Origin of the sequence: Neptuniibacter halophilus, assembly GCF_030295765.1 — a bacterium.
Taxonomy (GTDB): domain Bacteria; phylum Pseudomonadota; class Gammaproteobacteria; order Pseudomonadales; family Balneatricaceae; genus Neptuniibacter; species Neptuniibacter halophilus.
Genome location: NZ_AP027292.1, coordinates 3,207,868 through 3,230,393, shown reverse-complemented (window position 1 = coordinate 3,230,393; position 22,526 = coordinate 3,207,868). Strand labels below are relative to the sequence as shown.

34 protein-coding genes are annotated in these 22,526 nt (G+C 50.7%); 3 read left to right on the top strand and 31 right to left on the bottom strand.

Features of this window, described 5'->3' with window-relative positions; all coding sequences use genetic code 11:
• Window position 1 precedes the first annotated feature (1 nt).
• The 28 genes from QUD59_RS15140 to QUD59_RS15005 form a co-directional block, all read right to left on the bottom strand.
• A complete protein-coding gene (locus QUD59_RS15140; protein ID WP_286237990.1) occupies window positions 2-397 on the bottom strand; it encodes a hypothetical protein in 396 nt (131 codons plus the stop codon).
• Window positions 390-578, bottom strand: coding sequence for a hypothetical protein (locus QUD59_RS15135; RefSeq protein WP_286237989.1), 189 nt, complete (start codon window positions 576-578; stop codon window positions 390-392). Before QUD59_RS15135 ends, QUD59_RS15140 begins: the two co-directional genes overlap by 8 nt.
• Window positions 579-620: 42 nt before the next feature.
• Window positions 621-998 (bottom strand): hypothetical protein, encoded by a 378-nt coding sequence (locus QUD59_RS15130; RefSeq protein ID WP_286237988.1) that lies wholly within the window; start codon window positions 996-998, stop codon window positions 621-623.
• A gap of 64 nt (window positions 999-1,062) precedes the next feature.
• Window positions 1,063-1,200, bottom strand: a complete 138-nt coding sequence (locus tag QUD59_RS15125; RefSeq protein WP_286237987.1) for a hypothetical protein — start codon at window positions 1,198-1,200, stop codon at window positions 1,063-1,065.
• Window positions 1,201-1,242: 42 nt separating this feature from the next.
• On the bottom strand, window positions 1,243-2,181 hold the full coding sequence (locus QUD59_RS15120) for a major capsid protein (RefSeq protein ID WP_286237986.1): 939 nt from the start codon (window positions 2,179-2,181) through the stop codon (window positions 1,243-1,245).
• A gap of 43 nt (window positions 2,182-2,224) precedes the next feature.
• Window positions 2,225-3,316, bottom strand: a complete 1,092-nt coding sequence (locus tag QUD59_RS15115) for a hypothetical protein (RefSeq protein ID WP_286237985.1) — start codon at window positions 3,314-3,316, stop codon at window positions 2,225-2,227.
• Between the two features lie 67 nt (window positions 3,317-3,383).
• Complete coding sequence (locus tag QUD59_RS15110; RefSeq protein WP_286237984.1) at window positions 3,384-3,683, bottom strand: hypothetical protein; 300 nt, start codon at window positions 3,681-3,683, stop codon at window positions 3,384-3,386.
• The gene (locus QUD59_RS15105; RefSeq protein WP_286237983.1) at window positions 3,683-5,818 is read right to left on the bottom strand and encodes a portal protein; all 2,136 of its coding nucleotides are present in this window, start codon (window positions 5,816-5,818) and stop codon (window positions 3,683-3,685) included. Before QUD59_RS15105 ends, QUD59_RS15110 begins: the two co-directional genes overlap by 1 nt.
• A complete protein-coding gene (locus QUD59_RS15100; protein WP_286237982.1) occupies window positions 5,808-6,176 on the bottom strand; it encodes a hypothetical protein in 369 nt (122 codons plus the stop codon). The genes QUD59_RS15105 and QUD59_RS15100 overlap by 11 nt, the downstream gene beginning before the upstream one ends.
• A gap of 145 nt (window positions 6,177-6,321) precedes the next feature.
• On the bottom strand, window positions 6,322-7,914 hold the full coding sequence (locus QUD59_RS15095) for a terminase (protein WP_286237981.1): 1,593 nt from the start codon (window positions 7,912-7,914) through the stop codon (window positions 6,322-6,324).
• The gene (locus tag QUD59_RS15090) at window positions 7,907-8,455 is read right to left on the bottom strand and encodes a terminase small subunit (RefSeq protein WP_286237980.1); all 549 of its coding nucleotides are present in this window, start codon (window positions 8,453-8,455) and stop codon (window positions 7,907-7,909) included. The genes QUD59_RS15095 and QUD59_RS15090 overlap by 8 nt, the downstream gene beginning before the upstream one ends.
• Window positions 8,456-8,533: 78 nt before the next feature.
• Window positions 8,534-10,336, bottom strand: coding sequence for an autotransporter outer membrane beta-barrel domain-containing protein (locus tag QUD59_RS15085; protein WP_286237979.1), 1,803 nt, complete (start codon window positions 10,334-10,336; stop codon window positions 8,534-8,536).
• A 292-nt stretch (window positions 10,337-10,628) separates the two neighbouring features.
• Window positions 10,629-10,991, bottom strand: a complete 363-nt coding sequence (locus QUD59_RS15080; protein ID WP_286237978.1) for a hypothetical protein — start codon at window positions 10,989-10,991, stop codon at window positions 10,629-10,631.
• A gap of 28 nt (window positions 10,992-11,019) precedes the next feature.
• Window positions 11,020-11,589 carry a 3TM-type holin gene (locus QUD59_RS15075; protein WP_286237977.1) on the bottom strand — a complete coding sequence of 190 codons (570 nt, stop codon included), beginning with the start codon at window positions 11,587-11,589 and terminating at the stop codon, window positions 11,020-11,022.
• A gap of 3 nt (window positions 11,590-11,592) precedes the next feature.
• Window positions 11,593-11,883 (bottom strand): hypothetical protein, encoded by a 291-nt coding sequence (locus QUD59_RS15070; RefSeq protein WP_286237976.1) that lies wholly within the window; start codon window positions 11,881-11,883, stop codon window positions 11,593-11,595.
• Complete coding sequence (locus QUD59_RS15065) at window positions 11,880-12,479, bottom strand: hypothetical protein (protein WP_286237975.1); 600 nt, start codon at window positions 12,477-12,479, stop codon at window positions 11,880-11,882. The genes QUD59_RS15070 and QUD59_RS15065 overlap by 4 nt, the downstream gene beginning before the upstream one ends.
• A gap of 310 nt (window positions 12,480-12,789) precedes the next feature.
• Window positions 12,790-13,434, bottom strand: a complete 645-nt coding sequence (locus QUD59_RS15060; RefSeq protein ID WP_286237973.1) for a hypothetical protein — start codon at window positions 13,432-13,434, stop codon at window positions 12,790-12,792.
• Window positions 13,431-13,937: a hypothetical protein gene (locus QUD59_RS15055; RefSeq protein ID WP_286237971.1), complete on the bottom strand. Its 507-nt coding sequence runs from the start codon at window positions 13,935-13,937 to the stop codon at window positions 13,431-13,433. The genes QUD59_RS15060 and QUD59_RS15055 overlap by 4 nt, the downstream gene beginning before the upstream one ends.
• Window positions 13,937-14,605 carry a hypothetical protein gene (locus QUD59_RS15050; RefSeq protein WP_286237970.1) on the bottom strand — a complete coding sequence of 223 codons (669 nt, stop codon included), beginning with the start codon at window positions 14,603-14,605 and terminating at the stop codon, window positions 13,937-13,939. Before QUD59_RS15050 ends, QUD59_RS15055 begins: the two co-directional genes overlap by 1 nt.
• Window positions 14,602-15,120, bottom strand: a complete 519-nt coding sequence (locus tag QUD59_RS15045; protein WP_286237969.1) for a hypothetical protein — start codon at window positions 15,118-15,120, stop codon at window positions 14,602-14,604. The genes QUD59_RS15050 and QUD59_RS15045 overlap by 4 nt, the downstream gene beginning before the upstream one ends.
• A gap of 20 nt (window positions 15,121-15,140) precedes the next feature.
• Entirely contained in the window at window positions 15,141-15,383 is a 243-nt protein-coding gene (locus QUD59_RS15040; protein ID WP_286237968.1) for a hypothetical protein, read from the bottom strand.
• A complete protein-coding gene (locus QUD59_RS15035) occupies window positions 15,380-16,099 on the bottom strand; it encodes a DNA-methyltransferase (RefSeq protein WP_286237967.1) in 720 nt (239 codons plus the stop codon). The genes QUD59_RS15040 and QUD59_RS15035 overlap by 4 nt, the downstream gene beginning before the upstream one ends.
• Window positions 16,096-16,401 carry a nuclease domain-containing protein gene (locus tag QUD59_RS15030; protein ID WP_286237966.1) on the bottom strand — a complete coding sequence of 102 codons (306 nt, stop codon included), beginning with the start codon at window positions 16,399-16,401 and terminating at the stop codon, window positions 16,096-16,098. Before QUD59_RS15030 ends, QUD59_RS15035 begins: the two co-directional genes overlap by 4 nt.
• A complete protein-coding gene (locus QUD59_RS15025) occupies window positions 16,398-16,652 on the bottom strand; it encodes a hypothetical protein (protein ID WP_286237965.1) in 255 nt (84 codons plus the stop codon). The genes QUD59_RS15030 and QUD59_RS15025 overlap by 4 nt, the downstream gene beginning before the upstream one ends.
• Window positions 16,649-17,134, bottom strand: a complete 486-nt coding sequence (locus QUD59_RS15020; RefSeq protein ID WP_286237963.1) for a DUF1367 family protein — start codon at window positions 17,132-17,134, stop codon at window positions 16,649-16,651. Before QUD59_RS15020 ends, QUD59_RS15025 begins: the two co-directional genes overlap by 4 nt.
• Before the next feature lie 46 nt (window positions 17,135-17,180).
• On the bottom strand, window positions 17,181-17,663 hold the full coding sequence (locus QUD59_RS15015) for a hypothetical protein (protein ID WP_286237962.1): 483 nt from the start codon (window positions 17,661-17,663) through the stop codon (window positions 17,181-17,183).
• Window positions 17,663-18,205 (bottom strand): replication protein P, encoded by a 543-nt coding sequence (locus QUD59_RS15010; RefSeq protein ID WP_286237961.1) that lies wholly within the window; start codon window positions 18,203-18,205, stop codon window positions 17,663-17,665. The genes QUD59_RS15015 and QUD59_RS15010 overlap by 1 nt, the downstream gene beginning before the upstream one ends.
• The gene (locus QUD59_RS15005) at window positions 18,198-19,226 is read right to left on the bottom strand and encodes a hypothetical protein (protein WP_286237959.1); all 1,029 of its coding nucleotides are present in this window, start codon (window positions 19,224-19,226) and stop codon (window positions 18,198-18,200) included. The genes QUD59_RS15010 and QUD59_RS15005 overlap by 8 nt, the downstream gene beginning before the upstream one ends.
• 170 nt (window positions 19,227-19,396) lie before the next feature.
• On the opposite strand from QUD59_RS15005, the gene QUD59_RS15000 reads away from it, so the two are divergent.
• Entirely contained in the window at window positions 19,397-19,717 is a 321-nt protein-coding gene (locus QUD59_RS15000; RefSeq protein ID WP_286237957.1) for a hypothetical protein, read from the top strand.
• A 111-nt stretch (window positions 19,718-19,828) separates the two neighbouring features.
• On the opposite strand, the gene QUD59_RS14995 is transcribed toward QUD59_RS15000, so the two are convergent.
• The 3 genes from QUD59_RS14995 to QUD59_RS14985 form a co-directional block, all read right to left on the bottom strand.
• Complete coding sequence (locus QUD59_RS14995) at window positions 19,829-20,206, bottom strand: hypothetical protein (protein ID WP_286237956.1); 378 nt, start codon at window positions 20,204-20,206, stop codon at window positions 19,829-19,831.
• A gap of 324 nt (window positions 20,207-20,530) precedes the next feature.
• Window positions 20,531-20,827, bottom strand: coding sequence for a hypothetical protein (locus QUD59_RS14990; RefSeq protein WP_286237955.1), 297 nt, complete (start codon window positions 20,825-20,827; stop codon window positions 20,531-20,533).
• Between the two features lie 16 nt (window positions 20,828-20,843).
• Complete coding sequence (locus tag QUD59_RS14985) at window positions 20,844-21,047, bottom strand: hypothetical protein (RefSeq protein WP_286237954.1); 204 nt, start codon at window positions 21,045-21,047, stop codon at window positions 20,844-20,846.
• An 89-nt stretch (window positions 21,048-21,136) separates the two neighbouring features.
• On the opposite strand from QUD59_RS14985, the gene QUD59_RS14980 reads away from it, so the two are divergent.
• Both QUD59_RS14980 and QUD59_RS14975 read left to right on the top strand, forming a co-directional pair.
• Window positions 21,137-21,781, top strand: coding sequence for a S24 family peptidase (locus QUD59_RS14980; RefSeq protein ID WP_286237953.1), 645 nt, complete (start codon window positions 21,137-21,139; stop codon window positions 21,779-21,781).
• Window positions 21,782-21,796: 15 nt separating this feature from the next.
• Window positions 21,797-22,504, top strand: coding sequence for a hypothetical protein (locus tag QUD59_RS14975; protein ID WP_286237952.1), 708 nt, complete (start codon window positions 21,797-21,799; stop codon window positions 22,502-22,504).
• Window positions 22,505-22,526: the final 22 nt, after the last annotated feature.

The following is a 22,526-nucleotide window of genomic DNA, read 5'->3' as shown; positions in this document are numbered from 1 at the left end:
ATTAACTCTCCAGTTCAACCTGATTGCCGTGATTGTCGAAGTACTCACCATCCTGATAGAAAGCAACGCCCGGCAGACCCCGCACCGTGCCAAAGGCCTTGGAACGGTTCAGTTGCAACGGCAGCTCCGGATCCTGCTCAATATCACCTTCTTCGTCATTGCCATCATCTGGCTCTGCGTCAGGATCGAGGTCGCTCGATTCGGCCGTTGAGCTCACAGCTTCAGCTGCTGCAACAGGATCGGATTCACCCTCTGGCTCCTTCCGCATGGCGGCGATAGCTTCCGTCAACTTTGCTCGCAACTTGTCTTCGCTGATGTTGTGAGCGACACGCACATTCAGCGTCTCCTCAGCGAACTTTTTCATTTCGTCAAAGGTTGCTGTCTTCGGATCAATCATCGTAGTAATCCCCTGGTGCACGGTCGGTATCACGACCAATACGGTGATGAGGGTGCAGGCGTTCCCGGCCGACAACACCATCTGATTCAGAATCACGCTCAGGAAGCTTATTCACCCCTTCACGCTCCATTTGCTCGCCCCAGCCTTCCTCAGCCCAGCGATAATCTTGGTTCTTGCGCATAACACGCCTCCCAAAGAATAAGGGGGCAAATGCCCCCTTAGATCAGAACCACTCGACTGCTACGTGAATATCACCCACGCCAGCTGGAGAACCTCCAGTAGGTGCAACCTGAGAGATCTCAAGGGTCTCACCCTTCTCAATCTCCACGCCGGTCAGCTCGCCAGCGGTATCGGTCGCAGACTTGGCTGAACCCGCCGCCAGCGTCCCCATATTCATATTGCCAAACTTATCAGCGTCGGAACTCAAACCGGCCTGAAGATAGGCAGGTGTGGTCACCGCAGTAAATGTCGTGGTTGCAGACACTTGCATATCAACGACACGGCCGCGCTTGCCTTTCGGTGCTTTGATGCGCAGCGTCTTACCGCTCACAAAGTTCTGTGCTGGCAGCACATAGGTATCACGCTGTGGATTGTCATACATCGCTTTAATCTCCCAATAAAAAAGGCCCCATCAAGGAGCCTTATTTCATCTGAGATCCAGCCGCTTAAATGCGGTCAGATCCTTTCTTGGGGCGCTGGTTGCCACCCTTGTTGTGGGTTTCAGTACTTTTCTGAGAAGCTGATTCGCAGAAAGATACGCCTTTTTGCAGGCCACCAGAGGTGCCTTTTTTAGCTTTAGCCATGAGTCATGCCCTCTTTACTGGCTGTTAAAGGAAAAGCACGGCTTATGCCGCGCTATCCCACTTCAGGATGCGTGCCTGAGCCGGGTCAGTGTGGCTGATGCCAAAACCACCCAGGAAGTACCAAGCAACGCCTTTGGAGCGACCGTAATCGGTCGGGATCTTACCGCGCACCTCTTCAGGGATAACGATACCTTCACACACGGTATCGCCGCCGAAGAAGTATGCAGCATCGGATTTGCCGTTGGACCAGCTTGAGGAGCCGACGTTGGTCTGCTCAATGAAGCGGCAGCCTTCATAACGGCCAATTTCTCCGTTCATGATCATGCCAAAGCCAGCCTCAACATACTGGTGAATCGTTTCCAGTTCGTTCTTGAAATTACGGAACGTACTTGGGCGGCCAATGGAGCAGTAGTTATCACCGTCAAACGGGATGATATCGCGCTCTTTCATCTCATCCACAATGGACTTGATATGCTCTTTGCTCATAGCGATATCGTTGGTGATACTTGAAGTGCCGCCGGTTTCTACGGTTACCGCACTCGCATTGTTACCACCGGTTGGCGCCACACGCAGCGGTGTAGCATTGAACTGTGCGTGCGCCGCGCCATCCAGCACCTTGCGCGCATCGTTCTTCATCACCTTCTTGATGATCTTTTCAACCGGGTGTTTCGACAGGTTATCCAGCTTACCGGTGTAAGGTACAGAGTTACCGTACTCGGTCACGGTCATGGATTCCTGACGAATCTCATAGTTGGTTTCAGGCATAGCGGTGTTTTCATCCAGTTCACCGCCCGCTTCCTTCACGTCAGAATAGACGTTCCAGTAAAGCTTATCGCCTGCGTTCAGGCCCTTACCTTCCTCGATGTCGCACGCCTGACGGAAGCGGCAGTTTGGCTGCAGCGCCTGGCGCAGAGTGTCGGAAAGCTCGTCTGAGTACATGTATCCACCGAGAACATCGGTTTCCCATACTTGTCCAGCCATTTTACTTCTCCTTACGTTTCACAACGTTAGTTCAATAAGATTATTAACCTGCGGCACCCGGTCGCTGAGAGCGCATATCCGCAATGGTTTGCGACCGTGTTTTAGGTGGCGCAGGGTCTTGCCCTAAACTTGCTGACTGATTATTACCAGCAGCGATTTTTCCAGCAGCCTGACGCTTGCGATTCGTTCGCTGATCCTTTGGTGCCGGTGTTGTCATCTTCTTTTTCCAGTCCCGAATGTTTTCTCCTGTCTGTCGCATGACCTGTTCAGGCGTCAGATTAGGATTTTCATTCCACAAGTCCCTTGCGTGGTTTTTAGCCAGGGCATAAAGATTAGGGTCACCGACAATATCTGGAAAATCATTCCTGAAATCGTCATTAGCCTTGCTGGCTTCATCCCTGCGTCGCGCACGTTCATTCTGCAGTGCTACCTGCTCTGCAGCGGACTGAGCTATCTGATTCACATCGACGGCTGGGGTGGCTGGAGTGCGCCCCAATGTGCTCATTTCGACAAGAATCTCATCAGCCTTTTCATCTTCACCATGCAGCATCGCTTCTCGATACTGCGCAGCCAGTTCCTTCTGCTTCGCCCTGATGTCCGCGTCCCCTGGGGATGGCGGCGCTGGCGATAACGAAGATTGCTGAGCCTGTGCACGCTCGCTCAGCTTCATTTCCATATCTGTAAGCTGCTTTTCCCGAGCCGCAACTGATTGCATGCGCTGATCAGCCGACTCATTGATCTGAATGTTGCGAAGAGCTTTATCCCAAGGAATTTCCTTCTCTTCCCCATTCACTTTGGCCTTCACAAAATACTGACCATCACGCTCATATACAGGAGACTGGGCCGCCTGAGGAAGTGGTTCCGGATCAGAATTATCGCCAAGGTCATTATTAGGGTCTGAGCTTTCGTCTTCTTCACCCGATAATTCTTCCTGATTTTCCTCTTGGCGCCCGCGGCGAACGTTACCCGCTATCTCTGCCAGACGTGCCGCCCGCGGGTCCGCCGGCGCTTCAGCAGGTTCATCATTGATTTCATCTTCTACAACATCATGTTGCTGGTCGGTAGATGATGGATTGCCTGCCGCATCATGCTGAGCAGACTCGTCGGTGATGATAGAGTCATCTTTCTCGCCCATGATATATCTCTCTTGGTTGCTGTGATTAATAAAAAACCCCGCCGTAGCGAGGTTTTAAAAGGGTGGGTTAGCGCCGATCAATCTCTTCCAGTTCGTGCAGGCTCTGCTCTGACTGGCGCCCGTTATTAATGGCTTCATCCAGCCAGGTCATCAATTGCTGCAATCCCTTGGCTTTTATCTGCAGTTCTTTGACTGACTGTTCCCGCCATGCTGGCATCGAAAGCATTTCATGCTGAATTTCTTCAAGCTCCGCCTTGGCCCGACCGGTAATATAGCGCCCCACATTCGAGGACAGAAATGTTTCAACTTCAACACCCAGCTTTGCCTCAGCAAACAGGAAGTCCATCTGGCGATCAATCTCATTCATCAGAACGTATCATTCCCCTGTGAAAGGTTTTGAGCCTGCAGTTGTATCCGTGTCTGATCATTCAGGTTACGGCCTGCTGCGATATCTCGGGTAGTCTGGATACGACGCTCTTCAATTAGCGCCTTGCGTTGCAAGTCTTCAGCCTTGTCCGTGCGCTTATACTGCAGTTCCTCACGCTTGAGCTGTGCTATCTGGTTAAGCTCTTGCAGGGCAAACTGCATATCGAACTGAAGCTTCTGGCCTTCTTGAGCAATTTTTTGCCCCTTCTGCTCCAGCTCCATGCGCTTAATTTCAAATTCAGGATCCGGAGGCGGCGCATTCTGCTCCTGAAACTCAGCAAACTCCTGCTCGTTCATAAAGAAACGCTGACCGTCCTTGTATCCCACGGCACCAAAGATCTCGTTTACCACCTCTTCAGGCTTCACTCGGACCAAGTAGTTTGGAGCGATCTGACCCAGTGCGCCGAAACCGGTAATCATGCGATCCAGTTTCTGCTGTGGATTGGTTGCCCCTATTCCTACGTTAACGCGAACCGTGAGCTCAGCCTCAAGCAGCTGATCCAACGGCAGGTTTTCACCATACTTCTGATACATGCCTGCCTTGCGGGCACACAGCGCCATGATGGTTTCGTCTGTTTCATACTTCTGTTCGAGCTGAACGAGCTGTCGCAGAGTTGGCTCCACCCAAGTTTCAACAAACGTCCGGATACGGTACTCGCTGACTGCAGAAGCGCTGCCATTCATCAACTCCATCCCGCCAACGGTTTCATTCAGGGCTCGGTTGTTTTGCACGCTCGCCTGGCTGAAAGCACCTGCTGCTTCATCCATCAGTACATCAAGCCGGTCCTGCTCTGCATAACTGGAACTGGTAACATCCGGCGTACTCTCTGTCCGGATCTCCTTGATAATGTCATCCATCATGACACCGCCGCCCGGGGTGTTACGCACCAGGGCAGCTGTATCAATCTTGGCACCACGGCGAATGTAATAACGTTTATTCAGAACCAAATCGACGTTATCAGCACGCTGGTTGATAACACTGTTCACGCGCTCCTGAAGGCCTGACGCCAATTCTACGGGGGATTTGGGATAGTTTTTGAACGCTTCAAGGTTGCAGATGCCCAGAGTAATCGGGCGCATACCATGCAAGTACACGTCCTCAAGCGGCTCAGGGTCCGACAGCAGAAGCATGTCTCCCACGGTCCAGTAAACAAACTCTTCGCCTTGTATGCGAACAAAGTTCTCACGCAGCCAAATGATTGTGTAATCGCCATAATCAGTGACTTCCGTGGAGTCATTGCGCTTCTCACCTTCTCGCGCCTTACGTGTCGCATCATTGGAATTGTCTTCCTGTGATGCCGAAATCAGTTGCTCAATGGTGTAGTTCTTCCAATCCTGACGCCCTGTTTTGCTATCTTCGCTTCCCATTCGCGCCAACACATCACACGCAAACATTGGTACTTCACGTATCACGTAAGGGCTGGTACTGATTGGGTCTCGCCAGTCAGCAGCAGGATCAAAACGCAAATTTTCAAAAGGAATCAGGTCAACACACGGCTTATCATGAAGCACTTCCGCGTGCTCTATCTCCTGATAAGCCGGCTGGCCTTGATCATCCAGAACGGGCTGTCGGGTATATGCATCAACCAGAGGAACCCTTTCAACATATGCCTTTTCTTCGTACCGCCAGTAGTTGTAGGAAGCAACGATGCCATAGACCTGAGCCGCCTGATAAGCCCCTACAGAGGTCAAGAACCACGGAATACTGTGGGCTAACCGGTAATTCAAAAGCTCCTGATTAATCTCTGCTGAGGCTTGCTGGCGCGGATCACCATCATCTCCGGCAGATACCGATACCAGATCAGCGGTTGAGAACATCGCTGCCGCAAATGCAGCCTCGTTGTTGGTAACCCCTTGACGGCTCTTTGGATGGAACAAACGGTTTCGGTTACGGTAATTCGGGCTATTAAACTTCGAATCACGGGCGTGCTCATTGTTGAAGTGCGCCAAGTTCTTCTCAACCTGGCGACGGATATCGGCATCCAAGAAATCAGATGAGTTGGAATAGATCTGCCGAGCTCTTTGCAGCCAGTAGTTCTCTCCACTATCTGTTTGTTTCTGCTCATCACTCTGCATGCTGTACTCGTCCTGCAAAATCCCTTACCAGCCCGGCATATTCATCATCTCGGCGCTGGCCGCGATGAAGGTTAAAACGCTCCAAGATCTCTCCGCCGGCCTGCATGACTTTACGCAAACCGGGATCCAGCTTATCCAGATGAAGATAAAAACCCCATTGGCCACTAACGCCCAGCAGCTGAACCGTCGCGACATTGTTTACGGTGTCCGCATGAACCGCCCACAGATGTCCCGGATAATGCTTCCAAAGCTTCTCGGCAATCTGTTTGGCTTTTTCCATATCAATAATCGCGCGCTGAGCATCAGCCTGGGTCAGGAACTCCCCCTGATACTCTTGAGGCATAAATTCATCTGTCATGGATACGTCTTCACATGCTTGCCAGGCTTGGCGGTTTTTTTCTGGAAGTTACGTTTTGAGAACTCATAGGCAGGCTCTTTATCTTCCTTACGCCCTTTCTCTGCGAGGTTTACCAACGTTTTGAAACTAACGGTTCGTGCCGTACTCATCCCCATACCTCCGGCTCAAATGATTCAGGCATCGTGTGCTCAACATACCCGCGGGCAAACTGCTCAAAAGCATCGTTGCCGTGGGATGCCCAGTCATGCCGCGGTGAGTCCTTAAACGCACCTAACTTGTCATCCCATTCTTTCCGGTAGTGATCCAGGCACTTAATGCCCTGCGCTGCGTTCTCTTCATCAAACCAGCACAGATTCAAAATATCGCGCACCGCCTGAATAGCCTCGCCCTTGGATTGCACTCTGGGCACGACACGCACATCAAAGCCAGCGTCCTGCGCGATCATCTTCCGGCTTTTATTATCCTCTCGGGTCAGATCGACAATTTCCGCATCATGTGGAAGGTACATCGTCCCAAACACATACCCGAATTCACGCAGCCGTTTCAGATAGAACTGGATTGCTTCGCCATTGTTCTCGTAATAGCGAATGAACCGGTATTCCATATGGACGTGCTGCATGAACCAAATTGAGGTCGAGTCATTGCGGCCCAAATCCCAGAAGGTATGTACTGGCAGTCTTGGATCATAGGGGATGCTACGAATCCGGCTTTGCTGACGAACCAGGGCCATCTCTGATCCGTAGTAAGCCCCCTCGATTGCTTGCTCAAAGGCTTCTTTCGGCGTGGATGGATACTCCCGCTTCATTTTGTCTTTGAGCACCGAAGCCTTTTTCACATACCAGGCTTTCTGTCCGGCTGTCAGCTTGCGGTCAATTTTGATCTCGAGCTTTTCGAAGTACTCTTTATCCTTCGCCGTGATAATGACCGCATCCGGCGGCAGCGTGTAATCTGGCTCATCCCACCAAGGAAAGAAGTGGAACCGGAAATCCAGATCGGTGAGCGGAATACCCATCTCAACCAGTTTCTGAGCTTCCTGACAGTAATCAAAAAAATACCCTTCGTTGCCTTCGGCGGTTGATTCCAGCGTAAGCTGGCCGTCCAGTGGCACCGCCTCAAAGGCACCGGTTACAATCTCCTCAGCCTTATCCGGAAACTTCGCGCAGATCTTACCGAACTCAGAGACATGCAGGCGCTGCAGGGTGTCGCCTCGATATGAGGTGCCAACCTGTATGGATGAGCCATTCGAGAACACATACCCCTCACCCTTATCGTTCACCGGCGTCGGGAAATCCAGCTCAATCTCTTCAAAGATCTGCATCCACACAGCAGGGATGTGCTCGTAAGCGAATTTAATCTTGTTTCGGAAGATATCCTTTGCTGAGTCCAGCTTGTGAGCAATACAGCCTGCTGCGAAGTTGGCGTTAAAAAGACAATCATCCAGCGAGTCGATCATCTCGAACGTGGTGAATCCCAACTGCCGGGCCTTCAATATGATGTTTCTAGACCAGCCCTCGATATATCGCTTTCTCTGCGCCTTGTTAGGCCTGAAGCGCTCTACCCGAGAAATCTCTTTGCCGTCTTTGCTGGATGAGGTCTTAACCTTAATTTTGTACAGGACGTTTAGGCGAAACCACTTAAAGCTGAGCGCATAGATTAGATCACGCTTATCCTGTAGCTGGCCGCTGTCGTAGAGTTCAATGTACTTATCAGCCAGTGAAACCTCTTCCGCTCTATCCATCTTGACGCACTTCTTTCAGCAACTCCTGCAGAGACTTTTTGGCCCCTACCTCTACGTCTAGCTTGTCTTTAAATGCCTGAACATTGACGTGCTTGCCGATGAGCTCAAGGTTCCTAACCTTATCTGGCCATTTAATTTTCTTGAGAACGCCGGCAATCTTGCGATCGTCCCCGCGACCCTCGTATAGCTCTGCCAGATCCAAACCGGTGATAAATTGCCGCCAGATCTTCGGCCACTTACTGATTGGTTTGAAAGAAAAGTCATCATTCAGAATGTCAGCAAAATCCATCCTATCGATCTCAGTGAGACGATTCAGGACATAATCTGCATCCACCCGGGTACGCTCCATTCTTGCTTCCATCAGCTCAGCAATACGGGCCATCACTGCGGGATGCTCTGACACCTCAACAGCCTTTCGGTTGATCGTTGCAGGCTTCATTTTGGCGCAGTTATAGTTCTTCTTGTACGCCTCAGTCTTATCCTGCAGCACCAGAAAGTCTTGACAGAATCCCTCCTGCTTAGGGGTCAACTTATTGCTCATTAGGACTCCTCGTATTCCTGCTGCCCTTGTTGACCCGGCTCAGCCCCCGGGAGATCAGATCACCCCCTGGTCAGGTAGTTACTGATAATCCTGATTCAGCTGCCCAGAGACCTGCAGCCGCTTAATAATTTGAAGCTGTTCGTTAATAGTCCCTTGCGCTGCCAAGACTGCTTTTAGCTGTTTTCTAAGACCGGAATCGTCAAAGTTGTGCAGCTTGTAAACCAGCTCCCCAACGTCATCTACTTGGTCACTCGTTGCCAGATGATCGATGGATGGAGCTTCCGGCATCTCGGGGATTTCAATGCTGGCAACCGCCTGACCCACATCTTCCAGCCGCTCAGTCACCCCAGCAAGCACTTGCTCAATGGACTGGAGTTGATCTGCTGGCTGAGGCAGCGCTTTCAGACTTCGAGTGATGTCATTAACAGCCTCTGTAATTCGACCTTCTACTCGGCGCTCAGTCACACTGACAGCATCAATAGCGGGTGTTAAGTCAAAGGAGAGTGCTTTGATGGCCTGCTGAATCGCATCAATACGTTCATCGGGCTTCAGAGTGCTCAATTGAGCCAGTTGCTCACCGATCGACTTGAGTTGCTTCTCCATCTCCTTACTAACGCCGCCAGTCTGGAGGGTTAAGCCAGCGCCGCCACTGTTACCAACGACACCTTTTACATTAACCTGCTCGTCATCCAGCGTGGCCAATACATCACCCTGGCCATTGAAGTTGAACCGGCTCACGACCTCATCTGCTATCTGCTGAATAGTCACGGGATCATCAATATCTACCCAGTTACCTGGTGGTAGACCTCCTGATTCTTGCGCAGAGAATGCTCCGTTTACTGTTACGCTACCCGTAAGGTTCGCGATATCAGATCCCGACTCCTGAACAGATAAGCCGCCGGAAACTCCCGGGTTGGTTGAGCCATTAATGGAAGCCGCGTCCGAGCCTTCGCCTTGTGCGGAAAGTGTGCCTGACACTGTGACCGTGGCAGCAATAATCGCGATATCAGAACCGCTTTCTTGGACGGCTACCGAGCCTGAGGCTTCTACACTGCCTGACAGGCCTGCTGTATCACTCCCGCTTTCTTGGGCTAACAGCGCTCCATTAAGACCAGGATTAGATACACCGCCGGTAATACTGGCGCTATCTCCACCTGATTCCTGTGCAGACAGACCACCGGTAATATCAACCGATCCGCTCAATGAAGCTGAATCAGCAGGGCCATCTTGTACACTGAATGTTCCGGTAACTGTTGCAGATCCAGAGAACGCTGCAGCATCAGTGCCCGACTCTTGAGCAGAAAGGGCCCCTGTGATCGCAGGATCCGATACCGTGCCATTAAAACTTGCTATGTCCGCTCCATTCTCTTGAGCTGCAAGACTTCCATCAATGAGCACGGTACCAGGCATTAATGCCGTATCAGCACCACTTTCCTGCACTGCTAGTGACCCATTCAACAAGACTGAGCCTGAAGCAGAAGCGGTATCTGAACCGCTCTCCTGAGCATTCAAAGAACCGGTTATGGCTCCTTGGTTAACTGTGACTACCTGCTCTGCTGAACTAAAAGTGCTGCCGCCAATGCCTCGGGCGCGAACGTAGTAGGTGCCTGCGCCAGAACCACTAACGGTGATCGATGCAGGTGAACTGGTGACCGACACCGGGTTGGTGCTTGAAGTGGTTAATTCCGAACCGCTGACCGGTATATCTGCATAAGGGCCGCCCGAAGTACTCGAGTACTCGAAATGCAGCTCTACCGTCTCATTACCACCGTGACCGCCACCCCAGGTCATTGCAGCCGACATGGTGAACGAGTTGCCCGTATCGATATTCGGGTCTGAGGCTGGCGAAGTAAGCGAGACCGATTGTAATGACTGAGCCATGGCTTACCTCATTTGAATTGCAGTAAGCAGCGCTCCTGAATTCCGGCCGACTCCAGTTGCTGATTCATGCCGTCAATATCTGACTGAGTTTGCGGATAGTCGGCGCACCCTTTTGGCTTGCAGGCATCACCGCCTACCTCATGAAGCTCACAGGTGTGGCGCTCAGTAAGATACTCACAAGGGCCCGGCTTATCTGGGCGAAAGGATGAGCACCGACAGCAGGCTGCTTTGCAGATCTCAACTTGACAGCGCATGCCGCCATTCTCTGCAGGCACCAGCCCGATAAGCTCCATCATGCGTGCTGGATTGCGGCTGAGGTCAGCGTCACATCCTGACCGTTTGCTATATTGGTATTATCCAGCACCACATCGGTTCCAGAAGTGCCGACCGTTAAACCAGTTAAATCACTCGCTGCACCACTGGTCTTGATTCGGGCTTCAGCAGCGACCCCAGCGGCTGACGCAGACACCGTGTTGTTATCAAACGCTAGCGTCCATGTATCAGTTGAAATGCTGCCACCGGCTACAGACAGACCAAAGGTAGCCAGCACCGTGCCCATACCAGCAGTGCCGATTTCCAAAATACCATCAGCAAAGTGGTCTCTGGTTGCTGTCATTCGTGCTGTTTTCACAGCGGCAGTGTAATTAACTGACATGATGTACTCCAGGACGCTTATCAGCGCTTTATTTATGTTGCTCTACAGAACTTGAATTCAGTTGATGTTCGCCAGCTTTGATGCGCTTTTCCTTACCGCGATGCCAAGAGGCAACGCCAAGAATGGCAGCGGGAATACCAAACAGCATGGTTGCCGATGAGATAAGCTGAGGAATCATGACCATGGCGTTCTGATTCCCTTTTTCGATCGCTTCGAAAGCCAGAAAGCCGACAGCAATTACTAGCCCCAGAAAAGCGAGCGCAGAAATAAATCCCCAAAACGGGCGCCAAGCTGATTGCCACCAGTGCTCTGACTGAGATTCAACCTGCATGGTGCGATTCACTGCCTTCAGTCGCTCAACATCCAGCTCCTCAAGGGCGATCAGAAACTCATTATTAGCCCGGGCCAGCGCGGTCAGTTGCTCGGTAGTCGCATCATTGGCCGCAATTGCCAGGCGATGTACATCAGCCCCTTCATCACCGGTCAGTTCTTTCGCTGCGATTCTCAACGCAGTGGATGCGATAACACTACCGCCACCCGTTGCGATCGCTGCTGCGATATCCGGGGCATACGCCGCTATTTTCTTAAGCCAGTCCATACATCACTTCCTCTGGATCAAAAGCTCTGTAAGCCTATCCAGCTTTTGGTTGATTGAATCCAGGCTGCGACTATTGCGGTTTTCTTGCCGCTCAATACTGGTCGTATTGTGCTGAATCGCCGTAGTGTTCTGAGAGATCCGCTTATCCTGATCTGCCAAGTAGAGGATGCCGGCCACAACGATGGTCAGCGTGGTCAGAATGTGACTGATTGATACTGTCTTATCCACATGCCATCCCTGCTGAGCCCTGCGGTCGGGGCCTTGGTAGTTATCCGATTCAACTTGTTGCTTCACCACAAATCACCCTCTTCCAAAAGCGTGTAAGTGAAGCGATTGCCCCAGTTTGGTTGAGCAATCTCACACAGCTGCATCAGCAGCATATGCTCATCGTAATTCTTCAGCACTTGGCATCCTGCTGACCACTTGCCAATGTCATCAGACTTCAAACCTTCCATTCGAGAATGGATGTTGATGCCATGCCAGCCGTTATCAATGGTGCCGCTTAAATCAACCTCAGCATCCAAATCAGCATCCCGGTAAACCGGCAGCGCCTTGGACTGTGTCAGCGCCTTAAACCGGCCCTTGTGCATACCCAACACATAAGCTCCGGAATACTGACCAGGGACCAGTACCGCTGTACCGAGCGGGTTCATTGGATGCTTGCGCCAATACACGCCCGGGTCAGTCGTGCAGTCAAAAGTGAAGAGCACCCAGTGCCCTTTCTGCCTAAATGCAACGCACAGCAGGTCATTGAAGCTATTTGCTTCCAGATCGCTGCTGCGGATACCGATCAAGTTGAGGTTATAGTCACCACGCTCGAAGAACTGGTAACCCTTCCGTTCGCATGCATGCTTCAGCACCGATACGGTCACGTCTTGTTTATCAAGCATGATGATCATCCATAGGGGCCGATGTTTACGAGCTTCACAGCTGGCTTGACCGGCAGAGGTTCGACGCAACGAGCTTCACAGCTGGCTTGTCAAAGAGAGGAAATCGAGAGCTATAGGTGAGCATACCGCCGCAGACAGAGGTCAACTGAGACAGGACAGAAACAGTTAACAGCGGCATGCTCGCCGATAGCCCCAAATTTCAGGCATAAAAAAACCCCGCTGCTGAGAGCGAGGTTTTTTCCTGAGGCACTGAGGCCAATGTATCTAACTTGGGTTAAAAAATAACACAAATTCGCGTCACGTCAAACTGTTAACGCATCCTAGTTTGAAAGTAACTTTCAATATCAGAAACAGCTTTATAAATGGTTTTAGCAAATGTCTCGTTATCATCATAATGGGTATAAAGAATCTTCTCGTTCTCTATTCTCTGGTCAACCCAGCGCTCCCCTGTCTTACGCATGAGGCGAAAATGCTTTGTCACAGCCACATGGAGCTCTCTTACAACAGTTTCAAGGCCCTTGAATGATGCATAAGACTCTTCCCCCCAAATCACCTTAGCCTCAAGTCGCGCTGATTGAAGCTCTGCCCATTTACCGTGCATGGAATTCAATCTATTTTGGTAAATTTCCATCTCGGCATTAATTTGAGCATCGAGTCCTTGGCTTTTGTCCCAGGAATACCTCAACATCGGATTCCGAACACTCCCGAACTCCTGTTGTAATTCGTAAGTAAGAAGCATTATTTTCTTTGCCAGCTCATACTCACTGGTACCTTTGAGCTGAGACTTCCATGTCGACAGACCGCTGACAGCAATCAAGAGCGCTCCAATGGCGCACACGGTCGTGATCAAATCCTTAATAAGCGTCCAATCTATCTCAGACATGACTGCACCACCCATAACAAAAGTGAATAACGACACAGCAACCCATAGCACAACCTCCTGATCTCCCTTCATGCCACCTCTCTCTGGTATTCCTTTTTCCTGTCTTCTGACTCAAGTAGCTCCTGCGCCTTGAGCATCGCAAGCTTCTTATTGTGCCGATACTGACGCAAATTGATACCCATTCGGGCAGCACAATCACGATCGGTCTGCGTTGCTTTGTAAACGGTCTGGTACCAGCGTTCAGCTATGAGTGCGGCATAGTACTTCTCATGCTTAAGAGCGACCTCACCCAGAAGCCATTTGGCCAGCGGGAGTCTACTGCTCTGTTTTCGCAGGAAGCTCGTCTCCATAAGCATCTTGTCCTCAGGCAACCGCGTAGAGCCGCCGGAGTCATCTGCAGCAAAGCCTGCTGTGAGCTGCTTCTTCCTGAAGGACGGGACTTTCTTGTTGTTTTTGTCCTTGCACCACTCAGTTTGAGAAGGCTGATGCCAGCCGGCTTCGCGATCTGTGCTGTAAAGAAAGCCGACGTATACCCCCACCAGGTCTTCAATCCGATCTTTCATTTGTTCATTCATCACGCTATCTCCTGTTGCCAAGGATACTTCCCGCCTTCCATCCAGCGCTGTCCGCTCCACTCTCCCACTTCCTGAATGTGAACCCACATGCCGGACTCAACCGACCGATCTTTCACAGGCTCTTCAATGGTGATCGATTTCACGAATTCATTCGTGTCATCCTGCAAAATCCCTGCTTGCACCAAACCGTCCTCAACCACCTTGGCTGCGTAGGCGTAGTTGCTACAGTCTCTGGCAATCGCTCGTTTACCAACAATTGGCAGAAAGATGATGTGCACAGGCTTATAAAACGGAGTAATACGTAATGGCTCACAAGCCTGGTGGCCGGCGTCTGCATGCTTTTTCCGTTTAGCCCAATGAATCCCGGCATAGATCGCATTAAGGCTGGGCGCCATGTATGGAACAAAAAAGCTTTCTGTTCGGGGAATTTGATGCTCTTGCTCCTCAGCCGCCAGTTGAGCTGAAGGAAGAACGCCGCATAAGAACTGCGGTTTATCGTCTTCAATACCAAAATCAGCAGCTCCCATGTTCAGATCCAACTGAACCTCTGGCTTCCCGCTTGGCTTTCTCATTGGTGCAGGCTTTGGCTTACCCTTATGCCCCAGCTTTGCATTCCAGCGGGTACGGTTGACCATCAGATCCTGATATTCCTTCTCGGTCATTTTCATTGAGCGGCATCCTCCACACCCACCGATGTAAGGCCTCTCATAATTTGTTCAGCCAACTCAATAGCAATTCGCTCTACCATGTACTCTTTAGGCGCCTGCTCCATTGTGAAGCGAGAGATGGCGTATCCATATTCACCGGTGTCAGGGTGACAAACCCGAAGATGAATCATTTGATCCATTCCCATCTTTACCCGGGTTTCCATAATCCCGAGCTCATCTACGTAATACGGCATCATTCTGAGTGGCGAGCCATCACCAATAACCGGCATGCCAAGGCTTTCAATACGCTCAACACGCACCCTTTGGGAGGCATGACGAATATTTATGACTTGCGGCTCTAAGCCAATAAATCGCTCATCTACAACCTCCGCAAATCGACGAAGCTGAAGCTCGCTGCTGATTAAATTATTTTCCAGATTCTTTGCCTTCTTCCCCTGCTCATCGAATCTGGTTTGGAGGTGCTGAAACTCCTGCCTCATCTTTCGTTTCTGATTTCTGCCAAATCGCTTACTCATTATTTGCCCTATCCTTTCAGTTATGCCGCCTTCAGTGCTTTGTGCGCATCCAGCAATCGCTTCTGTAAATCCCCGCGAGCTGTGTCCGGCAGCCCTGCGAGGTATTCCCTTCGCTGATCCAATGTCCAGTTGGTCAACATATGTTTGGCCAGCAGATCGATAGAACGGCAATTCTTCGACCACTGGCGTTGTAAGTGCACTGCCAGGCAATCGAGCAGATGGTCTTTGCTGCAATTGCCTGTTTTGTTACCGAGTTGGTTCATGCCGTAGAGTTGCCGTAAGCCAGCATTAGCTCTGCTTGCATTGTCTCTTTCTCCACTCGCTCCTTCGTTACCTTGAAGTAATCACTATCCAATTCAGTGCCAACGAAATCCAAACCCTCAATGTGAGCTGCGATCGCGCTGGAACCGCTCCCCAAATGCGTATCCAGAATTCGGTCACCCGGCTTGGCGTACTTGGACAGAAGCCACTGATACAGCTTCACAGGTTTCTGGGTCGGATGGATCCGCTTCTCTTTGTTCCTCATGTCCCCCTGAAGCATGCCCGACCAGCGATACTTGAACATGCGAACCGCTGTCGGAAAGCTGGTGTAAGCAAGCTCGCAATCTGCAAAGTTGCTGGTACCGTTATCTTTGTCCCAAACCAGCCAAGATGATGAGGCGCTATTGAAGCGATCGGCGAAATGATTTGCTCCCCAGATAATTTGGTTACGGCTCACTCGCTTCAGTTCTTCAAAATACTCAGCAGAAGGCGGCTCATTATCCCAGTCTTTATCAGCAAACGGAGTACTCTTAATCGCTGTGCCGCGAGTGTTCTTTGTACCCCAAAACTTCTGAGCACCACTTTTAGAGGATCTGGTACCGCTGCGCTTGCCTGCCTCGCCAAGACCATAGGGCGGATCCACTATCGCAAGATCGAAAGCGTTATCCTCAAGCGATCGCATGTACTCCATGCAGTCCACGTTCAGAAGCTCGATCACGGCTTCACCCCCTTCACGGTCACCAGACCTTTCTCAATCATCTTGCCCTGCGTTTCAGCTATGGCGTGAATCATGTGCCAGCCGCTGATGTGATGGCCGGGCTGACGGTTGTCGAGAGCGTCATGGCATGAAGAGCAGGCATAAACTGAAATCTGGTCCGGGCCTTTCATACCCATACCGCCCATACCGCAAGGGACGTGCGCCAGTACCGTAGTTTCAGGATTGAAGTTGCAGACGCCCGGCAGGCGCATGGTGCAGTTTTCTCCCCGGGCTGAATCTCTAAGCGCTTTGCTTTTGATCATGCCTGCTCTTCCTCAGATTCGTACTGCTCCAGTTGCCGACCGCCCACACCTGTCTGGATATGCTGAAGGTTTCCGACCTCATTGGTTTTCAGTATGCCTTTCGGATAAAAGACTCGAGGGAACTTGTTATGCCATTCACCTGTGTGACAGGCGGAACACAATGGCTCTTTATCATCCAGCTCAGCCTCCCAGTAGTAACCGGTTGCTGTGTTCTCTCTACAGCCGCATTTAGGGCACTGAAATAGGCTCATGAATCAAACTCCAGCATCTGAGCAAGGATGGTTTCAATCTGCGGCTCATTCATATCGGTTTTGCTGAGCACCATCCGCCATAACACGTTGAATACAGCCTTGTAGAGCTTCTGGAACTCTTGCTCTTCCATGCGGCCAAAGCTGATGCTTTTCGCTGTTACCTTGACTGAGCCGTCCAGGTTGTAAGTGACCTCACGGTAACCGGCCAATATGGTGACCTGTTCCCTGAATACCTCGAACGACTTCTCCGCCTTAATGCCTTTCCACTCCTGCACCTCTGGCTCCCAGTAATCAAAAGCTAGGTTGAGTAACGCGAAGAACCGGCGATGAAATACCGGGTTACGCGGCTGAGTGATACTTGCAGCAACAGGCCGGCCGATCTTGATCTTCTGAACCGTTTCAAAATCAGCTGCGGTCATTGGCATGAGCGTATTGCCTTGGCCTTTTACCAGCATGAGGTTAGCGGGCATCACAGCCTCCATAGCGCTACAGATAGCGCGATAATGGTTAATGTCCCTGCAAAGCAAATCACTGCTCTGCCGCCTTCAGCGCCTGAAGCGCAGAACCAAACTCACTGAACGGCAGTCTTAGCAGATCCAGACTCAGGCCCTGCTTTTGCCACAGAGAAGATTCGCGCATCTGCTTGCGTTCAAATTCCTCCTTCGAGGTCTTAAGCGGTGCCTCACCGTGAACCTCTATCAGCTTGCGGTACTTGGTTGCGTAGGCGTGGACCGTATTCACATCAATGCCTAAGTAGTTCGCCAATTCAGTGCGACTGCCTGCTGAGCGAGGGAAAAGCTTTACAAACACACCTACGGCATCAATCCGCGGCGTAGCATGTTTCCCACCCTTAGCCGCTGAACGAACCTTGAGCATGACCGGTACATACCCCACCGGGATATCCAGTAGTTCAGAGAGCACACTGAACTTCTGACGCACAGAAATATCCTGCGTATCGCAAAACCGGCAGGCATTGAAAAAGCTCTGAACTTCCGCTGATACTTCGCTCATTACAGTCCCATCGCCTCCTTCATTTCAGCCAGCGCCTTCCGGGCTGCAGCCTTGTTCTCTTCGGTAGCAACCCGGTCACCATGCTGGTGCTGTTCAAGCTTGGTTCGATCAAGACGATCGGGTAGCTCCAACTGCTCGCCTTTGGTTATCCGATCACAAATGTCGTTGTAAGCTGTCTTGAATGCCGGGAATGTTTTTTCACGGGTATTCGATCCCAACTCGAACCAGCCAACAGCCTTGCCAGCGTGATACACACCGGGATGACTCCATGGCTTCTTTGACGGAGATCGGCATTTGCTTGCAGCTTCCTGATAAGCGGCTTCCAGATCAGGCATACCCAGTTCTTCTGGCGAGACCTGGCACAGCTTTCTGAACTCGTTCAAGTTCGGCACAAAAGTGCGCTCACGCTCCAGCAGCTTCGTAAACCCGTGCTTGATCTGCTCCGCCGTCATACCCCGCAGACCCAAGCCCCATGTCTGAAAAGCTTCCCCGCCAACTTCACCATACTGGTTGGCAAACTGAGCGCCGTAGATCTCACTCATGCGAAGCCACAACTGAGCTAGCGTCTGGCGCACTTCCAGCTTCACATTCGAGTCGCGCGATGTACTCTGCTGCGGCTGCGTGCTGGCGATCGACCGTTGAAAGCTTTCGGGGTTGTCCGGTAAGACCTGCTGAATTGACTTGGGGTGCATGATTGATCTCCCAGCTGTTTTTGAAGTGCTCATCAGGGCCAAAAAATGAGGCCATCTGCTTGACGTATTCGGTGTTCAGGATGCCCTTGGCTTGACAGTACTGCTGATAACGCATCATGCCTTCAGCCAATTCTCGCCAAGTGCTTCCTTGCTTGATTCGGGCGTTGCAAGCAGAGAGCGCCCTACGCTTTGGATTAGCTCCTTCACGCTCAGGCTTATGCTTCCAAATCCACTCAAATTCTTTCGGATATACAAACGAAGATTTCATAGGTACTTTTTTTACAGAAGGGGTTTCATCGTCAGATGAATCAAGAGATACGTTAGTATCTCTATATAAGGTTTTATCTTCTTGTATAGTGGGGGATGAGTTGGGGGTTTTGCTGGGGAGGCCTTCGCTGTAAGCCCCGTGGTTACTGGGTTTCTGCTGGGGAGTTTGTTGGGGAGTGTATTGGGGAGATTTTTCACCCGGTTTTGTCTGATATTTACTCCACTTTACGATGGTGATGACAGAGCCAAACCGTGTGCCAGTTACAGAAATCATTCCTTCTTTTTTGAAGAAATTGAGTGCACCACGAACCATATCCTCAGTAACCCGAATCAGCTTCTGATCAAAGCAATTCTTCAATATTTGAGTGCGTCCTGAGATCAACTGGCCAGGCTGCAGAATGACATTGCGAGCCCCCAGCTTTGTCTTGTAGGGTTTATGAGTAGCATTGAGCAGTAGGTGCTCCCAGATGACACGCTTTACCGGACATTTAGCCCACGGCTCATCCTCCAGACAGCGGTGTAGAGAGATGAAGCCACCTTTGGCCTCGTAGTTCACAGACTGCCCCTCAGGGAACTTCAGAACTTGCGCGGTAGACGAGCTCATATTGCCCCCTCCTCACGCTTCACAGCGTTAGTTTGTAGCTTGCAAGGGCGCTCAGAGCGGCGCGCACGCGCGGTTTCCTTGCAAGCGTGATTGACCTGATTCATACTTACTCCATCATCTGATGACCCGCCGATGGTGCGCTAACACCGTTTGAGGCGGGTTTTCTTTTGGTGCCGCTGAATGGTTTGCCTATCCTTCCATTCGGCACTCAGATTTGTCCGATCTGGGAAGGCCCCTTCCTTCCGGCAAGATGTGAGGGGCCAACTTTTCTATCCGTTTTTCTTAGCCCAGGCACTGCGAGGGTTAAGTTCACCTTTACCACCAAACGACTGATCACCACTCTTGCGGCGATTCATTTTCCGGTGCTTGCGCTGGTTCTGTTTGTCATTGCTATGGATCATCACACCATCCTCTCTGTGAAGTCTTTTGCCCTCGTGCAAAAGATGCTGAAAAAGATGTTGCGATGGCCGGTGCTGATCTCCGGCATGTAGCTGGCCTTTATAGGTGCGCCTATCGCTATCTGTGCGCCTGATTACTCTCAGTCCAACCGTGAACACGTTACGCATCAGCCTGCGCATTCATCGCAACCAGAAGCAGAGAGCCTATAGGGTTTGTCCCTTGTTAATCAGGCGAATTACGCACACTGGCAACCTGATCACTCTCTGCTTTTGCGTTACGCACTGCTTACGGCAGTGAATCGGCTTTACTGTGTGCTCAGTCACTGGTTCTTTATGCTGCCGCTTTAAACTGATCCAGCTTGAACTGGACAATACGGCGGTGACGTTCCTGCAGCCCTTGGTGCGGCCGGTATTTCTTTTGCAGTGCGGGTTCTTTCGATTGCTCGCTGCCTGTCTCCGTTGCCGGCGAGTAAGATGCAGCGGGCGTGGATTGCTATTTGTTACTTCAGCAGGCACTGCCTGATGCCCCATCAGTGCCGCAAGCGCACCAGAAATACCTAATGTCACCATGCTTTTCTTCATGATCTCGTCCTCAGTTCGTCCACTTACTTTTTGAAGCCCACTCGGGAATAGGCTTTAAAAAGCCCGGCGCGTGGCCGGGAAAGTGCTGCTGCCGTTGAAGGGTGATTGTCTGTTTGGGCAATCGGAACCAAACTCAACGCTCTCACGTATATGCCCTCCCGTTTCGCTCATTAGGTGGGAGGCAACCATCAATGCAGGAATTCAAACCTGTGAGCTTGCCGTTTATTCACTAACCTGCGCTTTGACGCTCCTTGGAGTTAAAAGAACGGGGAATAGGTGCTTCCCGCTAACAGGTCAGCATGGCGAACGGCCACGCATCCCCTACTAGTGAATTCGATCCCCAATCTGATGCTTTAGCACTCGCATAAAACTGGTCATCCCCATGTCATCTGAGCTATCCGCACGGACCGCACGCTCGTCTACCGAAAAAACCTCAGATAACTTCAAGAAGTGCCGACGCTTCTCTTCAATATCACTGCATACCAGGTAGCGAAGATAAGCAGAGGCCGATGGGTAGCCCTGTTCTTGAGCGATCGCACACAGCTGACGCTCTTCATCCAAAGTCAAATGGACGGTTTTATGGGCAAGCTTCTTTTCTGCGGTGTCGTAGGGTTTAGTCATGGTTTTGAGTCCTTTGCTAAGCAGCTTTAGACGGGGTTGTTGGAGCATCCTGCTTACGAGCAATCAGCTCCCCTTTGCTATCTTTCTCAAGAACGCACTGTTCCGGATAAGCAAATCCCCCATCGCTTTTAATTTGCGAAATCCGCGCATCAGATAGCTCCAGCGCTTTCCCGATAGCTCGGTTGGTTTTGTAAAAACCTATTGCTTCTTCGAAAGTCATGGTGATCTCCTAAATCATAAACAGAGTTTAGAAACTTTAAACAATCAGGTCAAGGAACTTTAAACAACTAAAGTTTAGAATCCTTAAATATGGAAATGTACGAACGTATACAGCAACGCATGGCAGAGCTTGGCTTGAAGTCCGTTGATATTGTGAACCGAACGCAATTATCGAAAGGCGCGATAAGCCAATGGCTCAATGGTCACACCAAGCCCCGAGGAAAAAACCTAGATCTGCTTGCAGAGGTACTTCGCTGTACCCCTGAGTGGCTGCAGTTCGGTGTAGGTGATGATGATGGATATGCAGATCGCTTTGTAAGCATCCCAGTACTTGATGTTGAATTGGCAGCAGGGAGTGGCATGCATATCGATTGCGAACGAGTAAAAGAGCACCTGCCGATTTCGGTTGACTGGCTATTTCAAAACAACCTTTTTGCTGGTGACTTGGCTATCGTGAAAGTTGTAGGTGACTCGATGGCAAGCACGTTATCTGATGGCTCACTCATCCTGGTCGACACATCAGATAAGCGCCCGGTAAGCGGAAAGGTCTATGCGATCGCTACTGATGAAGACCTAAGAGTAAAGCGATTGCTTAAAAGAACGGATGGAAGCTGGGTAATTAGTTCGGATAACAAGATGGATCCGGCATACCAAGACGAAATTATTCCGCCTTATGAACTCAACAACCTCCGCATCATTGGACGAGCGGTTAAAGTCCTGATGGGAGATATTTAGCAAGGAGGCTACACCGTGAAGACCGAATCAATCATGCGCCTTTCCCTGGCGTTGCTTTTTCTTACCCTTGCAGCAGTGATTGGGGGGCTTGGTTACCTTACTGCTACAGACCCTCAGTTCAATCACATTATACGATCAGACCTAGACCTAAAGCAGCAACAGCATGATCGGGTCAGCTTGGAGTTAACGAAGAAGTGGAAGTGGCTGGCCTACAATGATGTCGCGGTATCTGATGAGCGCTACCCCATGGTGCTGATGAGATCGGGCTACAAGGTACTAAAGGTAAAAGATGGTAAGGCCTTAGTTGGCTGGCAGTACGAAGTTATGAATACTTCTCCAAAAACAAATTACGTAGCTACCATTTCGTTAGATTTAACTGATCGTGATGGCTTTAAAATCGCAGGTAGCAGCAAAAGCGGAAAAGTTCTGAAGGGATCGTTTTCCCAAATAAAGGACACGATTGAAATAGATAGCGATGATATCGACCGTTTAAGCAATACGGATTGGACAATATCCCTTTCGGGAGACTGGAAGGCAAGCGAAAAGAACACCCCAAAAACCAGGTACGAACGTTTTGTAGAACTCGTTCTTAATAACGAAGCACCTTGGTGGATCTATGAAGAGTATGGCGCAGATGAGCCCCCTGAAGCGGCAAAATTCTATGACAAGTGGCTCATGGTTGTTCAGGCATTAAGAATTAAAGCAGGCAAAGAACAGATCTAATCGCTTCATGGAATTGAGACCA